Here is a 16878-nt window from a genome sequence, read left to right on the forward strand (position 1 = left end):
GATTTAACCTACCATATTATTAAGTTGCAGAAGCGGTTGTAATATTGAAAGCACGATGAATAAAACAATCGTCGCCATGGATACCACCAGCGCCGGTTCAAAGACCGACAGCGTTAATGTAATTCGATGTTGTAAGGCCGATTCCTGATTTTCCGCCGCGCGATCCATTAAATTACCTAATTCCCCGCTCTCTTCACCGGAGGCAATCATATACAGCATGGTGGGCGGGAATAATTTCGCCTGTTCCAGCGCCGCATACAGCGACGCCCCCTGGCGCACGGTGTCGGCGGCCTGCTCCAGCACCTGCCGGGCATAGCGGTTTTCGATACCGTCCATCGCGATATACATCCCCTCCAGCAGCGGCACGCTACTGGCCTGCAAAATACTCAGGGTACGGATATAGCGGGCGCTGTTGATGGCGCAGACCAGCTTTTTAATCGGCGAGCCGTTCACCAGCCAGCTGTGCCAGCGAAAACGGTTTTTGGCATTCCTCAGCCAGGTTTTGAAGCCGATAAAGCCGCCCCCCAGAATGCCCACAATATAAATGCCCCAGGCTTGCAGGAAATCACTTACCGCAATCAGCGTCCGGGTGGTGATCGGCAGCTGCTGCTTCATGTGAGTGAACTGCTCGATCACCTGCGGCACCACCGCCACCAGCAGGATGCTGATGACCGCGATGGCGACCACAGTGAGGGTTATCGGGTAGACCATCGCCTGCGTCAGCTTACTTTTCATCTTCTGGCGCTGCTCGTTGTACTCCGCCAGCTTCTCCAGCACGTCGCCCAGGTGACCGGTTTTCTCCCCGGCCATCACCAGCGTGCAGTAAAGCTTGTCGAAGGTGCGCGGGAACTGGCTGAAGGCATCGAACAGGGTGTGGCCTTCCACCACCTTCTCGCGGATCTCCACCACCATCGCCGCCAGCTTTTTGTCTTCCGTCTGCTTCGAGATCGCCTTCAGCGCGCTCTCCAGCGGCAGCGCGGCGTTGACCAGCGTCGAAAGCTGACGGGTAAACATCGACAGCACCGGAGTGGAGAGCTTCACCCCGGTTTTCGCTTTCCCGCCAGCCGCCGTTTCGCGGGTTTCGGTAATGCTGACGGGCATCAGCTTTTGCTCGCGAAGCCACTGGCGAACCTGCTTCTGCCCCTCGGCCTGTAACGTCCCGCGCTGGGTTTTCCCCGCGGCATCCGTCGCTGTCCAGGCGTAGAAAGCCATTATGCATCCCCCCCACGCTCGGCGGTGACGCGCATGACCTCTTCCAGAGACGTCACGCCGCCGATCACCTTCAGCAGCCCGTTTTCACGCAGGCTGTAGGCCTGCTTAAAGAGCTGCGTTTCGAGGGTCATTTCGTCCTTATCTTCATGGATGGCGCGGCGCATGGCGCTGTCCACCACCAGAAATTCATGAATACCGGCGCGGCCCTGATAGCCGCTCTGACGGCAGTGTTCGCACCCCACCGCGCGGTAAATCGCTTCTGGCGGCGCGTCCATAAAGCTGAACAGCGCTTTTTCATTGGCGTCCAGCGGACTGGTGGTCCGGCAGTGCGTACACAGCCGACGCACCAGACGCTGGGCAATGACACCGAGCAACGATGAACCGATTAAGAAGGACTCCAGCCCCATATCCCGCAGACGGGTTATCGCCCCTGCGGCACTGTTGGTGTGCAGCGTCGACATCACCAGGTGACCGGTCAGCGACGCCTGCACCGCGATCTGGGCGGTCTCACCGTCACGAATTTCCCCGATCATCACCACGTCCGGGTCCTGACGCAGAATCGCGCGCAGCCCACGGGCAAAGGTCATGTCCACGCGCGGGTTAACCTGCGTCTGCCCCACCCCTTCCAGCTCGTACTCAATCGGATCTTCCACGGTCAGAATGTTGCGTTCGTGGCCGTTCAGCGCCGAGAGTATGGCGTACAGCGTGGTACTTTTACCGGAACCCGTCGGGCCGGTAACGAGGATGATCCCGTGCGGGCGGTCGATCAGCCCTTTCAGCTTCTCCAGCTCTTCATCAATCAGCCCCAGCTTGTTGATGTCGGGCTTGAGATTGCTTTTATCGAGCAGACGCATCACCACGCGCTCGCCGTACTGGGACGGAATGGTCGACACACGCACGTCGATCGCCTTGCGACCGATGCGCAGGGAGATACGGCCATCCTGGGGGAGACGTTTCTCGGCGATGTCGAGTTTCGACATCACCTTGATTCGCGATACCAGCAGCGGGGCGAGCTTACGCGCCGGTTGCAGCACCGGGCGCAGCACGCCGTCAACGCGAAAGCGAATGCTCAGGGTGCGCTCGAAGGTTTCGATATGAATATCCGACGCGCCGTCCTTCACCGCCTCGCCGAGAATGGCGTTGATCAGGCGGATCACCGGCGAGTTTTCGTCGTTATCGAGCAGATCTTCGTTATCCGGGATCTCCTCGGTTAACGCCATCAGATCGATATCCGCGTCCATGTCGTCCACCAGCTGCTGCGACACGCCGCTGCTCTGCTGCCAGATTTTGGCCAGCATCTCATCAAACGCTTCCGGCGCCAGAGTGATCGGGACGAACGCGCGTCCAAGCACCCGGCGCACCTCCAGCAGTGCTAACGCCGGGGTGTCCTCACGGATATAGACGTCATTGTCGTAAAGCAGAACGCCGTTATCTTTTGCGTAGTTGCTGCTACACAGGGATTTACTCAGTTCGTCCACGTTTTATCCCTCCGCCTTACTCTTTAAACGGATTGCGTGCCGCGGAGGTTTTCACCGGTGCGACGTGAGGGCTTGCTGAAGGAAACGCGGGCAGGACGGCATTGTCGCTCGGCTCAACAATACCGAGCTTTTTCTCTTCCACGCGCTGCATCTGGCGCACCCGGATCTGGTCATATTTCTCTTTCGAGGCTGCGCTGTAGTTGTCGTCGTCACGCAGGACGGTGGTATGAATAAACACCATCAGGTTGCGTTTAGAGGTATCCTGCGAGGTGTAGCGGAACAGCTGCCCGACCAGCGGGATATCGCCGAGCAGCGGCACTTTGGAGACGGACTGTTTGGTCACATTTTCCATCAGGCCGCCGAGCACCACCGTCTGGCCACTGTGAACCATCACTTCGTTATTGATCGTGCGCGTGTTGAAGGTTGGGCCGAGGCTCGAATCTTCCGTCGCGCTGTTGTCAACGCTGGACACTTCCTGCTCAATCTTCAGGTGGATCATGTCGCCATCGTTGATTTGCGGCACAATCTTCAGCTTGGTACCGACGGTTTTACGCTCAACGGAGTTAAACACGTTGTCGCCGCTGGTGGTTTGCGAACCGGAAAGCACCGGCACATCCTGACCGACGTTGAATGACGCTTCTTTGTTATCCAGCGTGACCACGCTTGGCGTGGAGAGGATATCGTTTTTGCCGTTGGTGGAGAGCGCGGTCATCAGCGCACCGAAATCACCGTTAAAGAAGCCGGTCGCAAGGCCCGTGAAGCTCGCCCCTTTCATGGTGCCATTTTTAATCTGGCTGATTGGCAGGCCGGTAGCGCCAAACTGCACGCCGCCGTGCTTGCTGGTCCATTGCACGCCAAGATCCAGGCCGTTACCGTCCTGCACTTCGGCAATGATCGCTTCCACCAGCACCTGCGGACGGCGAATATCCAGCTTGTCGATCACCTTCTCCAGGGAGTTCATCACATTAGGCTGCGCGGTGATCACCAGGGAGTTGGTTGACTCGTCGGCGGTGATATTCAGATCGGTTGAGGCGCTCGCGGTTTTCGCTTTGGCCGCGACCGGCTTGTCTTTCAGCTGCTCGCCAATCCCGGTCAGCACCGGCACCACTTTGGTGGCGCTGGCATATTTGAGGTAGAAGACGCGGGTGTTCCCCTCGTTATTCTGCTCGCGATCCAGCTGATGGATAAGGGAACGGGTACGCGCGCGCGCATCTTCCGAACCGCTGATCACCAGGCTGTTGGTTTCGTCATCCGCCACCACCTTGGTCGCCAGCTGCGGTGCGTTCTGCCCTTTCTGCTCTTCGTTGTTGAGGTTGTTCAACATATCCGAAAGTTCTTTGGCAGAGGCAAAGCGCAGCGGGATGATTTCGCGGCGCTGAATACCGTCTTTATCGACGCGCTGCACCAGATCCACCAGGCGGTTCACCACCGAGGCTTTACCGGTTAACAGCAGGACGTTGGACGGCTCAAAGTGCACCACGTTCCCGATGCCAGTGGCATCGTTGAGCTGACGCAGCAGCGGGGCCAGCTCGCGAACGGGTACGTTTTCCATGCGCACCACGCGGGTGATGATCTCATCACCTTTGCCCGGGTTCTTGCTGTCTGCCAGCGGCGCACCGGCGGTACGCGCCACGCTTGAGCGCACCACTTTGACCATGCCGTTGTCCAACGGGATCACCGACAGGCCGTAGAGATCCAGCACGCTCAGAAAGAATTGGTAGTACTCATCTTCCGTCAGCACGTTGTAGGTTCGGACCGAGACGGTGCCCTGGACGGACGGGTCGACCAGAATGGTTTTGTTGAGATTGCGGCCTACCGTATCGATAAACTCGCGAATATCAGTATTTTTAAAACTCGCGCTAAAGTTAGCTGCAAGCAGCGAACTGGAATATAACGACAATGCGGTCAGCGCCACGCACGCCCAGGGAAATTTTTTCATGTCTGCACACTTGTTAATTGTTTAGAACATTAACCCGAATATTTTCAAGGTGAGCGTGACGCCGCACGACGACATCCGCTTCTTTCATTTTCGACCAGTTGGCAATAATGCTTTTCGCTTTTGCTTCATCGGTCATATCGACAGAGTTAACCTGAACCGCCACATCGCCTTTTTCCAGACCTGACTGACTGTAAAAGGCGGAGGCATTCCTTGGATTTATCCTGTAGCCTTCCAGTCGGCCTTTTTCAATGATGGGTTTTAACACCAGATAATCATCAAGATGCAAACTTTCTGCGCCAGCATCTTTCGTCGATTTTGTAACCGGGCCGCTATCCACGCCCCCCTTAAAATAGTCCGGTTTATTTAACGCCAGTACCTGCGTAGCACCTTCATAATTAACCACCACATTATCTTTGTTTATTTCCTGAATAAATGCGTCGTTAAATCCGGCGAGAGGTTCACCCTCACGGTAGCTTCGCTGACCGCCTGGGGTTTTGATAACAGCAAAGGAGAGCCAGGCGTCATCACTGCGCACAATGCCCTCTATCTCCGCTGCCAGCGGGGCTTTTGCCGCATCCGCTAAGTTCTCCTGACGGACGGCAGCCGTAAAAAGCGTGAAGGGTTTATCTTCGTGCGTTTTTTTCAGCGGCTGTAGATCAGCTTTAGCCAACTTATTCGTAACTTTTTTATAATCTTTTAAGGTGAGATACCCTTGCTGGCCGCTAAAAATGAGCAGCACAAACATAATACAAGGCGTTATCCACCGTGACAGAAATGAGAACCTCATTTTTTATCCGGCCTATAGCAAAGCAAAAATAAGCAGCGTCATACTGCGCCAATATGGAGGAAAATAGTAATAAGCTGTTGCAAATACGACCACTGACTTCGCCACCAACTTTCATACAGAAAAATATTGACCGTATAAAATCCAGATGTTAGGCGCGGCCAGCTGGATATTTTTACCCTGTCTGCAAATTGACCGCTCAGGGGCATTACCTTACTTTCTGCTGCTGTTGCTATTCCTAATCAGAGACGGTCAGTCGTTATGTATCAGAGCCACTTTAATTTTAAAAATCCGCCATTCAGGACAATCACCCGTTTATCCGGTGATTTTCTGGTGCCTTATCATCAGGACGTGTTCAACCTGCTGAAAGAGAAAACCCAGCTGGCGGGTATTATCGGGCTTTTTTGCGACGACGCTCCGCTTCTGAGCCACTTCATCGACGCGCTGAAAGCCAGCAGCAATACCGTTATTGCCATCAACGCGTTTCCCAAACTGAGTGCCAGTAGCCTGCTGTACAAACTCAACCCGGGAACGAAAGCGATTAAAGATCGCATGCAGGCGGTGGATGCCGTCCTGCGCCAGTGGCAGGAGGGGAAAGCAAAATCCAGAGTGCTGACGATCGCCCATTCCGAAGCCATGAAGGAGAGCTGCCGTGAAGTCCTGGGAACGCTGCTCACGCGCGCCCAGGAGCTGAACTTCCGGCTCGCCGTGGTGCTGACGGGTGCTGCGGATCAGGAAAGCCTGCTAAAGCAACCTGAACTGCGCGAATATACGCACACACATCATGTCCTGCGCCCCCTCACCTGCTGCGAATACCTGAGCTATGTGCAGGCGCAGTGCGAAGAACACGACTGTGAACATTCGCCGTTGCCGCCTGCCCGCGTGCGCAAAATGCACACGCTGACCAAAGGCAACATCAGCAAACTGAACGCGCTGGCACACCTGTCAATGCTCGCCGCCTGGACGGAACGCGCGGCGCAGGTCAGCCCACGCCATTTACGTCTGGCGGCGGGAGAGATCCTGCCCGCCAAAAAACACGGTAAGCGCCTGGCAACCGTGGGGCTGTTTGCGTCCGTGCTGTTTGCCGCCTGCGGCTGGTATTTTACCTCGTCGATCGGCGCGCGCCTGCCGATCCAGCTGCCGGTACCCGTCAGCTGGAAACAGCAGACGCCAAAACCTGAGGCAGCCGTAGTGCCGGTTATCGACAACGAAATAGTTAATCAGCCGGATGCGATGCATCAGCTTTATCTCATGTGGGGGTATGACGCCTCGGCCGACGATGCGCTGTGCCAGAACGCCGCTAAAGTGAACCTGATGTGTAAACAGGGGAACGCGTCCCCGGAGACGCTGGCGCAGGAAGGGTATCCGTGGGTCAGTGAGCTGAAAACCAGCGGTCACCTTAACTATGCAGTGGTCGCCAGGGTCGGAGATACATCAATTGACTTGTTAATGAATAACCGGACCTGGCAGGTAAGCCGCAGCTGGTTTAACCGGCATGCGACCGGCAACTTCACCCAGTTGCACCGCCTGACACCGGAAGGAAAAGACGCGATCGGCACGGCCAGCGACAGCAAAGACATGGTCTGGCTCGATCAGCAGTTAAGCATCGCGTTGAGCCAGCCCGAAACGCATGCCCGGATCTGGACCGCAGAAATGATGAAACGCACCCGCGAGTTCCAGCAAAAAATGCATCTGCACGTGGATGGTATCCCCGGTGAAGAAACGCTGATGCAGCTGATGCGCGTGACCAACAGCACGCCGGGCGTACTGATTCAGGCAACCCGCACCACCCCGGACGCAAAAATGCAGGAGAAGAAAGCCTAATGTCGACCATCTGCCTTGCGGCCCAGCGCAGCTATACAACCGGGGAAGCGGTCTGGTTTTCGTACCGCCTCCCCAGCCTGAAAAACGTATTCGGCAAAACAGCGTTATGGCTGGTCGGGCTTTGCGCCATGCTGGTTGTCGGCCTGTATATGCACGTCTACTGGAACCTGCGCCACCCGGCACCTGAACCGGTCAACGCCAGCGTTGCCAAACCGGAAACGCAGCTTTCGGAAATGCATTACGTGTACGTGAGTAAACCGTTCCCGCATCCGCAGCCTAAAGTTGCGCCAGTGCATGTTGATGTTCCACCGATGCAGGATCTGCCGATCAGCAGTGATGATGCCGACTGGCAGCAGGCGCCCGAGGGCGCGGTGCCGCACGATACCTCGCGGGATACCTTACCCGGAACCGAGGCGCATGAGCACGATATCGCCCCCGCCAGCACGAGCAGTGAAGAGTCATCATTAACGGAATTATTTAAGCAGGCATTAAAAGAGCAGGAGCAGGATTATTCTCAAGGAAAAATTCCCGCGCCGCCGGTTGACGAAACGCAGGATAATTCACAAGCGAGTGTAAAAAACAGTGGAAATAGCCGTTCTCCTTTGAGTGAGAAAGGAGAACGGCGGGAGTAGGTGTTAATATTTTTCAGGCAGTGCGGTGAGGTTAAGCAATCGACCTTTTTCCACCACAATATATTGACCTTTTTTCAGATCAGAAAGGATTTTGATAATAGTACTACGTGCGAGGTTAGTGTATTCCTGAATGTAATCATAAACGTTAATATCACGTTGCTGATGAACAGTCAGATCGTTAATCTCATATAAAAATTCACGAACAACAGAATACGCACTGCGGGCAACCAGAACATCATCACGTTTGCTCATCACGCATATGTACCAGGAAAGGACTTTGGTCAGGTCAGGCCACAGATTTTTTTCGGTCATCAGCTGGGCGAAGACCTCTTTCTTGATCGAGCGAACGACCGTATTCGTCCGGACAAGGCCGTACATATGGGTGGCGTTGTAATACATTGACGATAGGCCGAAAAGGCATTGTCCGGTGACAGTAAACATGCACAGTTCGTCAGATTCACGTCGAAATTCGACTTCGCCGCTGACGATGACATGAATGTAACCGGAATCAGTAGTGGAAATTTTCTGCCATTTCTTTAACGTTTTTTCTTCAACGCCTGCGGTTGCAGAAATAATTCTTTCCATTTCATATTGTGGACGTAATTTTTTTCCATAGATGCTTAACATTGTTATACCCGATTTAAGATGTGATTTTTTAAAATAAGATGGCCGCGGCATTTACGCCGAACCATAAATTTTTACCTGATGAAAATCTCAAGAATAAAAATAAAAGAGTAAAGTTTTTGATTAATTCGCTACATTACTTAGCGCGCTATGTGTCCATCTTAAATCGGGATAATTTTAAGTCAATTAACTAAAAATGAAATGAGTTTGTACTTAGGATTAATCTGATAGAAACTTAAGAAAATATACTCACTCGGGGGTAATCCGAAGGTTTACCCCTGCCCGTATTTCTCTAAAAGTGCTTCGGCAATCGCCATGGTTTCCACATCCGCTACGCCATTCCATAACTGCGGGCGGAAATGCATCTGGAAAACCATGATGATGCGTTTTTGCTGTGCGGGCGTGCTGTTTTCTGGCACCTCGTAACCGTAGCGCGCCAGCAGATCGAGCAGCGCTGCGGTATCAACCTGCTGATAATGCGGTCGGCCGTTGATATAAAAATTCACCCGCGCCGGATCGGGCCAGGCCCCGATACCCTGCTGCGCCAGCTCGCGCCACGGAAACATCGGGCCAGGATCGTCTTTGCGCTGCGGGGCGATATCCGAGTGTGCCACCACGTTCTGCGGTTTTATGTCGTAGCGGGCGATGATGTCTCTGGCAAGCGGGATCAGCGCCGCAATTTGCCCCGGTTCGAAGGGGGTAAAGGTTTTCACGCCATCGGTTTGCCGCCAGCCGCGGTTTTCCAGCTCAATGCCGACGGAGGTATCATTTATGCGGTTGGTGCCACGCCAGAAGCTGATGCCCGCATGCCAGGCCAGCTCGCTCTCCGGGACCAGCTGCCAGATACGCGGTTTGCCCTGTGGAGCTGGGGGCTTTGCGGGAATGAGATAGTGAGAGCTGACGTTTTTATCGGTCAGGGTCGCAAGCGAGGTGTCGAAATCGTCGGCGGTGTAGTGAATAACCAGCACCTTTATACGCGGGTAGGCCGCCTGCGCCTGATGGCGCGTATCCAGCTCGTACGCGCCTTTATCAACGATGCCCTCTTCCGAGGCGCATCCTGCCAGCAATATCGCCAGCAGGAGGGTTGAGAGAGAACGCTTCATCGACGGGTTTTCACCGCCGTACCGCTTACGCTCACCATCAGCATGCTGGCATCTTTCCCGACCGTTTCGTAGTCGATATCAATGCCTACCACCGCATCCGCGCCCAACGCTTTGGCCTGCTCGCCCAGCTCCTTAAACGCAATGTCACGCGCTTTACGCAGCTCTTTCTCGTACGCGCCGGAGCGCCCCCCGACGATATCCCGAATGCCGGCAAAGAAGTCCCGGAATATGTTCGCGCCCAGAATCGCCTCACCGGTGACCACGCCGCAGTACTCGGTAATCGGTTGACCTTCCAGGGTTGGCGTTGTTGAAAACTGCATACTTTCTCTCCTTCTTTAGCGTTCAATGCGTTAGCAACTGCATTATCGGTTCGTTACGCTATGATTGAAAGGATAGTTAATAAATAAGGAAATCAACATGCGCTACTCTGCTTTAACGCTTTTAGTGCCATGCGCGCTGGTGCTCAGCGCCTGCACAACGCCGGTCACGCCAGCCTTTAAGGATATCGGAACCCGCAGCGGCCCTTGTATTGAGGGTGGCCCGGACGCCGTGGCGCAACAATTTTATGATTACCGTATTCAGCATCGCGGTAATGACCTGACCGCCCTGCGCCCGTACCTGAGCGATAATCTGGCGAAACTGCTCACCGACGCTTCGCGCGATCCGCAGCATAACGCCCTGCTGTCATCCGATCCGTTCTCCAGCCGCGCCACGCTGCCGGACAGCGCCGACGTCGCCAGCGCATCCACCATTCCAAATACTGACGCACGCAATATTCCCCTGCGCGTGAAGCTAACCCAGGGGACGCAAACCTGGCAGGATGAGGTGCTGATGATCCGTGAAGGCCAGTGCTGGGCAGTAGATGATGTACGCTACATTGGCGGCAGCGTTCATGCCCCGGCAGGCACCCTTCGCCAGTCGATTGAGAACCGCTAACGCATCCGTTAAATAAACGTTAACCCCGTAAAATGTCCGGCATTTCAGGCGGAATGCCGACATTTATACTCGCCCCCCTTTCCCGTCGCTATTTTGTGCTATGTTTAAGAGTAAACACGGGTTATATTTAACTTTTAACGCATAAATATTGCATAACTATTCTGTCAACGGTACTATCTGCGGCCTCAATTGCTATAGTTTGCCTGGATGAGTAAAGACTGCCCCGATGAGTATTAAACTAAACGGCATTAACTGCTTCTACGGCGCACACCAGGCGCTGTTCGACATTACGCTGAGTTGCCCGGAGGGCGAAACGCTGGTTTTGCTTGGCCCAAGCGGCGCGGGAAAAAGCTCCCTTCTGCGTGTTTTAAATCTGCTTGAAATGCCCCGTTCGGGAACGCTGGCCATCGCCGGTAACCATTTTGACTTCGCGAAAACCCCTTCTGATAAAGCGATTCGTGAACTGCGTCAAAACGTGGGCATGGTTTTCCAGCAATACAATCTCTGGCCGCATCTGACGGTGGTGCAAAACCTGATTGAAGCCCCGTGCCGCGTGCTTGGCTTAAGCAAAGACCAGGCGATGGCGCGTGCTGAAAAGCTGCTGGAACGTCTGCGTCTGAAACCGTACAGCGACCGTTATCCTCTGCATCTCTCTGGTGGTCAGCAACAGCGTGTGGCGATCGCCCGTGCGCTGATGATGGAGCCAGCGGTGCTGCTGTTCGATGAGCCGACCGCGGCGCTGGACCCGGAAATTACTGCCCAGATCGTGAGTATCATTCGTGAGCTGGCGGAAACCAACATTACCCAGGTCATCGTGACCCACGAGGTGGAAGTGGCGCGCAAAACCGCCAGCCGCGTGGTCTATATGGAAAACGGGTATATCGTTGAGCAGGGTGACGCGAGCTGCTTCACTAACCCGCAAACCGATGCCTTCAAAAACTACTTATCACACTGATGTGTTAGGGAAATTATAATGAAAAAAGTATTGATTGCCGCGCTGCTTGCTAGCGTCAGCCTTTCCGCTACCGCAGCCCAGACCATCCGTTTCGCCACTGAAGCGTCCTACCCTCCGTTTGAATCCATTGATGCGAACAACAAGATTGTTGGCTTCGACGTGGACCTGGCAAATGCCCTGTGTAAAGAGATCGACGCGACCTGTACCTTCAGCAACCAGGCGTTCGACAGCCTGATCCCAAGCCTGAAGTTCCGCCGTATCGACGCCGTAATGGCCGGTATGGACATCACACCGGAGCGTGAGAAGCAGGTTCTGTTCACCACCCCTTACTACGACAACTCGGCGCTGTTCATCGGTCAGAAAGGTAAATACGCCTCCGTTGACCTGCTGAAAGGCAAGAAAGTCGGCGTGCAGAACGGCACCACGCACCAGAAATTCATCATGGATAAGCACCCGGAAATCACCACCGTGCCGTATGACAGCTACCAGAATGCGAAACTGGACCTGCAAAACGGTCGTATCGATGCGGTGTTCGGGGATACGGCTGTCGTGACTGAATGGCTGAAAGCGAACGACAAGCTGGCTGCCGTGGGTGACAAGGTGACCGATAAAGACTACTTCGGTACAGGTCTGGGTATTGCCGTACGTCAGGGCAACACCGAGTTGCAGCAGAAATTCAACGCTGCGCTGGAAAAAGTGAAGAAAGACGGCACCTACGAAACCATCTACAAAAAATGGTTCCAGAAGTAATTCCTGATGAATGAAATTTTTCCTTTAGCAAGCGCCGCCGGGATGACCGTCGGCCTTGCCGTTTGTGCACTGATTATCGGCCTCGTACTGGCGATGTTCTTTGCGGTGTGGGAGTCCGTTAAGTGGCGCCCTGTCGCATGGCTCGGTTCAGCGCTGGTGACTGTGCTGCGTGGACTCCCGGAAATTCTGGTGGTCCTGTTTATCTATTTCGGCTCCTCACAGCTGCTGTTAACGCTGTCGGACGGCTTCACGATTAATCTCGGCTTTGCGCAAATCCCGGTGCAGATGCAGATCGAGAACTTCGACGTCAGCCCGTTCCTGTGCGGCGTGATTGCGCTCTCCCTGCTCTATTCAGCCTATGCGTCGCAAACGCTGCGCGGCGCGCTGAAAGCGGTGCCACAGGGTCAGTGGGAATCCGGTCAGGCGCTGGGCCTGTCGAAAGCGGCGATCTTCTTCCGCCTGGTGATGCCGCAGATGTGGCGTCATGCCCTGCCAGGGCTGGGTAATCAGTGGCTGGTACTGCTGAAAGATACCGCGCTGGTAAGCCTGATCAGCGTGAACGATTTGATGCTGCAAACCAAAAGTATCGCCACCCGTACGCAGGAGCCGTTTACCTGGTACATCGTCGCGGCGGCAATCTACCTGGTGATCACGTTGCTGAGCCAGTACGTTCTGAAGCGTATTGACCTGCGCGCAACGCGTTTTGAACGGAGACCAGGCTGATGCTGGATTATTTACCCGAACTGATGAAAGGGCTGCACACCAGCCTGACGCTGACCGTCGCGTCTATCATCGTGGCGCTGATCCTGGCGCTGATCTTCACCATCGTCCTGACGCTGAAAACGCCAGTGCTGGTGTGGATTGTACGTGGCTACATTACGCTCTTTACCGGTACGCCGCTGCTGGTGCAAATCTTCCTGATTTACTACGGCCCGGGGCAGTTCCCGTCGTTACAGGAATACCCGGTGATCTGGCACCTGCTCTCTGAACCGTGGCTCTGCGCCCTGATTGCCCTCTCGCTGAACAGCGCCGCCTACACCACGCAGCTGTTCTACGGTGCCATTCGCGCGATCCCGGAAGGCCAGTGGCAGTCCTGCGGAGCGCTGGGCATGAGCAAGAAGGATACGCTGGCGATCCTGCTGCCCTATGCCTTTAAGCGCGCGCTCTCTTCCTATTCCAACGAAGTCGTTCTGGTGTTCAAAAGCACCTCACTGGCCTACACCATCACCCTGATGGAAGTGATGGGCCACGGACAGCTGCTGTACGGACGCACCTACGACGTAATGGTGTTCGGTGCGGCAGGTCTGGTCTATCTGGTGGTCAACGGTCTGCTGACGCTGATGATGCGTCTTATCGAGCGTAAGGCGTTAGCGTTTGAGCGCAGGAATTAACCACGCAAATGCATAAAACGGTATTCATGGAGCGGGTAACCTGATGGGTTATCCGCTTTTTTTTGTGATTAAAATAATACTTAATCATTTTTATTGCATATAAATTCATTAACTGGCATTGTACATCCAGGCCGCAGACACGGCACATCAATAAGACAGACGGGAGCATTACAATGAAAAAGTTAGTTCTGGCCGCATTACTCGCAACCTTCGCCGCTGGCGCATCCGCCGCCGATAAAATCAATTTTGGCGTTTCTGCCACCTATCCGCCGTTTGAATCGCTGGATGCCAGCAACCAGATCGTCGGTTTCGACATTGACCTGGCGAAAGCGCTGTGCAAACAGATGCAGGCCGACTGCACCTTTACTAACCACGCGTTTGACAGCCTGATCCCGTCCCTGAAATTTAAAAAATACGATGCGGTGATCTCCGGCATGGACATTACGCCAGAGCGCAGCAAGCAGGTCGCGTTCACCGACCCGTACTACGCGAACTCTGCGGTGGTGATTGCGAAGAAAGGAGCTTATAAATCCTTCGACGAGCTGAAAGGCAAGCGCATCGGCATGGAGAACGGCACCACGCACCAGAAATACCTCCAGGACAAGCATCCTGAAGTGAAAACCGTGGCCTACGACAGCTACCAGAATGCCATTATCGACCTGAAAAATGGCCGTATCGATGGCGTATTTGGCGACACCGCAGTCGTGAATGAGTGGCTGAAAACCAACCCGCAGCTGGGTACAGCGACGGAGAAAGTGACCGATCCGCAGTATTTCGGCACTGGCCTCGGTATTGCCGTGCGTCCGGAGAACAAGGCTCTGCTTGAGAAACTGAACGGCGCGCTGAAAGCGATCAAAGCTGACGGTACGTACCAGAAAATCAGCGAGCAGTGGTTCCCTCAGTAATCTCTTTTTGCCGGGTGGTCTGGCCTGCGGGGGTGGTCTGTAGGCCGGATAAGCGCAGCGCCACCCGGCAATTTCTCATAGCGGTACAAAGAACCTGAACCGCGCCCCGCTCACGGACTCCATCAGCCTGATCCCACCGCCGTGCAGCTCCAGCATTCTCTTCACGATTAACAGCCCTAATCCCCCACGGTTCTCTCGCGACGCCTGAGGATTTAACGCTGAAGGCCGCTGGAACAAATCGTCGCGCAGCGAGGCATCTACGCCCGTACCATTGTCTGCCACTTCGACCTGAAGTCGTTCATTCTCCTGCCAGACCGCCAGACGAATTTCTCCGCCGCTCGGCGTATGACGGATGGCGTTATCCAGAAGGTTAGTGACCACGCGCTCGATCATCGACACGTCGGCGTTCACCAGCGGCAATCGCCCCGGCACATCAATACGCAGGTTCACCTCGCGCGTGCGGGCGGTAAGCTCAAACTTCTGCGCCACGTCGGAAATCAGTTCAGCCATGGCAAAACGCTCGCGCTGGGGCTTGATGCCGCCGTGCTCAAGACGCGCCAGCTCGAACAGCTGCTGCGACAGATGGCGTACCTTTTGCCCCTGACGCAGCGCGGTAGCGAGGTACTGCTGATGCTCCTGCGGCGACAGCGTGGCGGATTTGAGCGACAGCGTTTCCAGATAACCCAGCAGCGACGTCAGCGGGGTGCGTAAGTCGTGCGAAATGTTGGCGATAAACTCCCGGCGCTGGCGGTCGCTGTCGGCCAGCCGATCCCACTGAGAGGTGATTTTGCGCGCCAGCTCGATAAAGGTATTGCGCAGGATCGCCACTTCATCCTGGCCGGCAGGCTCAAGCGGCTGGGCCGCCAGCTGCTTAATCGCGCTGATGCTGTCCTGCTCCAGCCCGGCCACGTCCAGCGTGAGCTCTTTAACCGGGCGCGTCACCCAGTACCAGAGCAGCACCCCCGCCAGCAGACCAAACAGCGCCACCAGCAGCATCGACCACAGCGCCGTACTCCAGAGCGCTTTGTGCCAGGCCATCTCCGCCAGCGCGTTGGACTCTTCCCCCTGCAAAATAATGTACAGATACCCCTTCAGCTCGCCGTCCTGCCGCAGCGGGGTGGCGCTGAAGACTTTCTTATTCTGGCTTCGGGGATCGTCGCCAAACACCGGCATCACCGTCCCGCTCAGGAAATTCTGTATCGACGCGAGGTCAATTTTTTGCCGCTGAATGTGCCCCGGCGGGGCGGCATCGGCCAGGATATCGCCATCAGGCGAGACAACATACAGCTCGACGCTCGGATTAAAGGTCATCAGCCGGTCGAACAGCGGTTTTAAGGCGCTGCGATCCACCCTGCCCTGCGAATCCAGAATCGCTTCCCGCTGCACAATCTGCTGCGCCAGCCCGCCGGAGAGCCGCTGCACCATCGCGTTGCCGTACTGCATGCTACTGTAGAGCTGCACCGCACAGGCGACGGTGGCGCAGAGCAGCAGTAACACCGTAAACAGCAGCGTCAGGCGCTGGCTCAGGCTAAAGCGACGCATCATGATTCTGCTCCGCGAATTTGTAGCCTTTGCCCCAGACGGTGCGAACGATCTCCGGCTCGGCGGCATCTTTTTCTATTTTGATGCGCAGGCGGTTAATATGGGTGTTGACGGTGTGTTCGTAGCCTTCGTGCTGATACCCCCACACCTGCTCCAGCAATGCCAGCCGTGAAAAGACCTCTCCAGGATGGCGAGCAAAAAAATAGAGCAGTTCAAATTCACGCGGAGTGAGATCGACGTGTTGGCCGTTAAGACGCACGGTGCGCGCCAGCGGATCGATAGTCAGACCGTGCGCCTGAATAATGCCGTCCGTCTGCGCCTGGCCCATCGCCTGCTGTCGGCGGAACAGCGCCTTAATGCGGGCAATCAGCTCCTGCACCGAGAAAGGTTTTGCCAGATAATCATCCGCCCCGGTTTCCAGGCCGGTAATACGGTCAGTTTCACTGCTGCGGGCGCTAATGATGATAATGGGCAGGTAACGGGTCATCTGGCGGATACGGCGGCAAATCTCCAGACCATCAACATTCGGCAGCATCAGATCGAGTATCACCGCGTCCCACGGCTGTGTTTCAAGACGCTGTAAGGCGTTGCCCCCGTCGGGCTCGTGGGTAATGGCGTAGCCTTCATCTTCCAGGTTAAGACGCAGGAGTGCCGCGATATCGTGGTCATCTTCTACCAGCAGGATCTGCTTCATGGGTAAGCCTTCAATCATTTGTTATGTCGTAAGCTTACCTGATTTCGAGCGGGGGAAGAGTTCACATTTTGTTGAACATTGTGTGGGGTTTATGCCGGGGGGCGGCTTC

17 protein-coding genes are annotated in these 16878 nt (G+C 55.2%); 8 read left to right on the forward strand and 9 right to left on the reverse strand.

Annotation, left to right across the window (positions count from 1 at the left end; all coding sequences use genetic code 11):
- Positions 1-3: 3 nt before the first annotated feature.
- From gspF to gspC, 4 genes are read right to left on the reverse strand one after another with little or no spacing between them, the layout of a single operon-like run.
- Positions 4-1212 carry a type II secretion system inner membrane protein GspF gene (gene gspF, locus ACOTX4_RS03635; RefSeq protein ID WP_017384864.1) on the reverse strand — a complete coding sequence of 403 codons (1209 nt, stop codon included), beginning with the start codon at positions 1210-1212 and terminating at the stop codon, positions 4-6.
- A complete protein-coding gene (gene gspE / locus ACOTX4_RS03640; protein ID WP_045332335.1) occupies positions 1212-2690 on the reverse strand; it encodes a type II secretion system ATPase GspE in 1479 nt (492 codons plus the stop codon). Before gspE ends, gspF begins: the two co-directional genes overlap by 1 nt.
- A gap of 16 nt (positions 2691-2706) precedes the next feature.
- The gene (gspD, locus tag ACOTX4_RS03645; RefSeq protein WP_045332334.1) at positions 2707-4629 is read right to left on the reverse strand and encodes a type II secretion system secretin GspD; all 1923 of its coding nucleotides are present in this window, start codon (positions 4627-4629) and stop codon (positions 2707-2709) included.
- 13 nt (positions 4630-4642) lie between these two features.
- Entirely contained in the window at positions 4643-5374 is a 732-nt protein-coding gene (gene gspC, locus ACOTX4_RS03650) for a type II secretion system protein GspC (RefSeq protein ID WP_032634469.1), read from the reverse strand.
- Between the two features lie 300 nt (positions 5375-5674).
- Between gspC and ACOTX4_RS03655 the strand changes: the two genes are divergently transcribed.
- A complete protein-coding gene (locus tag ACOTX4_RS03655; RefSeq protein ID WP_063938282.1) occupies positions 5675-7237 on the forward strand; it encodes an ExeA family protein in 1563 nt (520 codons plus the stop codon).
- A complete protein-coding gene (locus tag ACOTX4_RS03660; RefSeq protein WP_022650696.1) occupies positions 7237-7869 on the forward strand; it encodes a hypothetical protein in 633 nt (210 codons plus the stop codon). Before ACOTX4_RS03655 ends, ACOTX4_RS03660 begins: the two co-directional genes overlap by 1 nt.
- A 3-nt stretch (positions 7870-7872) precedes the next feature.
- Here the strand turns inward: ACOTX4_RS03660 and ACOTX4_RS03665 are convergent, their stop codons facing one another.
- The 3 genes from ACOTX4_RS03665 to ACOTX4_RS03675 form a co-directional block, all read right to left on the reverse strand.
- Positions 7873-8496 (reverse strand): helix-turn-helix domain-containing protein, encoded by a 624-nt coding sequence (locus ACOTX4_RS03665; RefSeq protein ID WP_022650695.1) that lies wholly within the window; start codon positions 8494-8496, stop codon positions 7873-7875.
- Between the two features lie 269 nt (positions 8497-8765).
- Positions 8766-9596: an N-acetylmuramoyl-L-alanine amidase gene (locus tag ACOTX4_RS03670; RefSeq protein WP_022650694.1), complete on the reverse strand. Its 831-nt coding sequence runs from the start codon at positions 9594-9596 to the stop codon at positions 8766-8768.
- Positions 9593-9916 (reverse strand): heavy metal-binding domain-containing protein, encoded by a 324-nt coding sequence (locus ACOTX4_RS03675; protein WP_003858361.1) that lies wholly within the window; start codon positions 9914-9916, stop codon positions 9593-9595. The genes ACOTX4_RS03670 and ACOTX4_RS03675 overlap by 4 nt, the downstream gene beginning before the upstream one ends.
- A 97-nt stretch (positions 9917-10013) precedes the next feature.
- On the opposite strand from ACOTX4_RS03675, the gene ACOTX4_RS03680 reads away from it, so the two are divergent.
- From ACOTX4_RS03680 to artJ, 6 genes are all read left to right on the forward strand, one after another.
- Positions 10014-10532, forward strand: a complete 519-nt coding sequence (locus ACOTX4_RS03680; RefSeq protein ID WP_023315717.1) for a lipoprotein — start codon at positions 10014-10016, stop codon at positions 10530-10532.
- 226 nt (positions 10533-10758) lie between these two features.
- Positions 10759-11487: an arginine ABC transporter ATP-binding protein ArtP gene (artP, locus tag ACOTX4_RS03685; RefSeq protein ID WP_006809439.1), complete on the forward strand. Its 729-nt coding sequence runs from the start codon at positions 10759-10761 to the stop codon at positions 11485-11487.
- An 18-nt stretch (positions 11488-11505) separates the two neighbouring features.
- Positions 11506-12237: an arginine ABC transporter substrate-binding protein ArtI gene (gene artI, locus ACOTX4_RS03690; RefSeq protein WP_006174322.1), complete on the forward strand. Its 732-nt coding sequence runs from the start codon at positions 11506-11508 to the stop codon at positions 12235-12237.
- Positions 12238-12243: 6 nt separating this feature from the next.
- The gene (gene artQ / locus ACOTX4_RS03695) at positions 12244-12960 is read left to right on the forward strand and encodes an arginine ABC transporter permease ArtQ (protein WP_003858367.1); all 717 of its coding nucleotides are present in this window, start codon (positions 12244-12246) and stop codon (positions 12958-12960) included.
- On the forward strand, positions 12960-13628 hold the full coding sequence (gene artM / locus ACOTX4_RS03700; RefSeq protein ID WP_003858369.1) for an arginine ABC transporter permease ArtM: 669 nt from the start codon (positions 12960-12962) through the stop codon (positions 13626-13628). Before artQ ends, artM begins: the two co-directional genes overlap by 1 nt.
- 173 nt (positions 13629-13801) lie before the next feature.
- Positions 13802-14533: an arginine ABC transporter substrate-binding protein ArtJ gene (gene artJ / locus ACOTX4_RS03705; RefSeq protein WP_045332568.1), complete on the forward strand. Its 732-nt coding sequence runs from the start codon at positions 13802-13804 to the stop codon at positions 14531-14533.
- Between the two features lie 75 nt (positions 14534-14608).
- On the opposite strand, the gene ACOTX4_RS03710 is transcribed toward artJ, so the two are convergent.
- Complete coding sequence (locus ACOTX4_RS03710) at positions 14609-16078, reverse strand: sensor histidine kinase (protein ID WP_045332569.1); 1470 nt, start codon at positions 16076-16078, stop codon at positions 14609-14611.
- Positions 16062-16769 carry a response regulator transcription factor gene (locus ACOTX4_RS03715; RefSeq protein ID WP_022650690.1) on the reverse strand — a complete coding sequence of 236 codons (708 nt, stop codon included), beginning with the start codon at positions 16767-16769 and terminating at the stop codon, positions 16062-16064. The genes ACOTX4_RS03710 and ACOTX4_RS03715 overlap by 17 nt, the downstream gene beginning before the upstream one ends.
- Between the last annotated feature and the right edge of the window lie 109 nt (positions 16770-16878).

This window comes from Enterobacter cloacae complex sp. IR5459 (assembly GCF_049238005.1).
Taxonomy (GTDB): domain Bacteria; phylum Pseudomonadota; class Gammaproteobacteria; order Enterobacterales; family Enterobacteriaceae; genus Enterobacter; species Enterobacter hormaechei_C.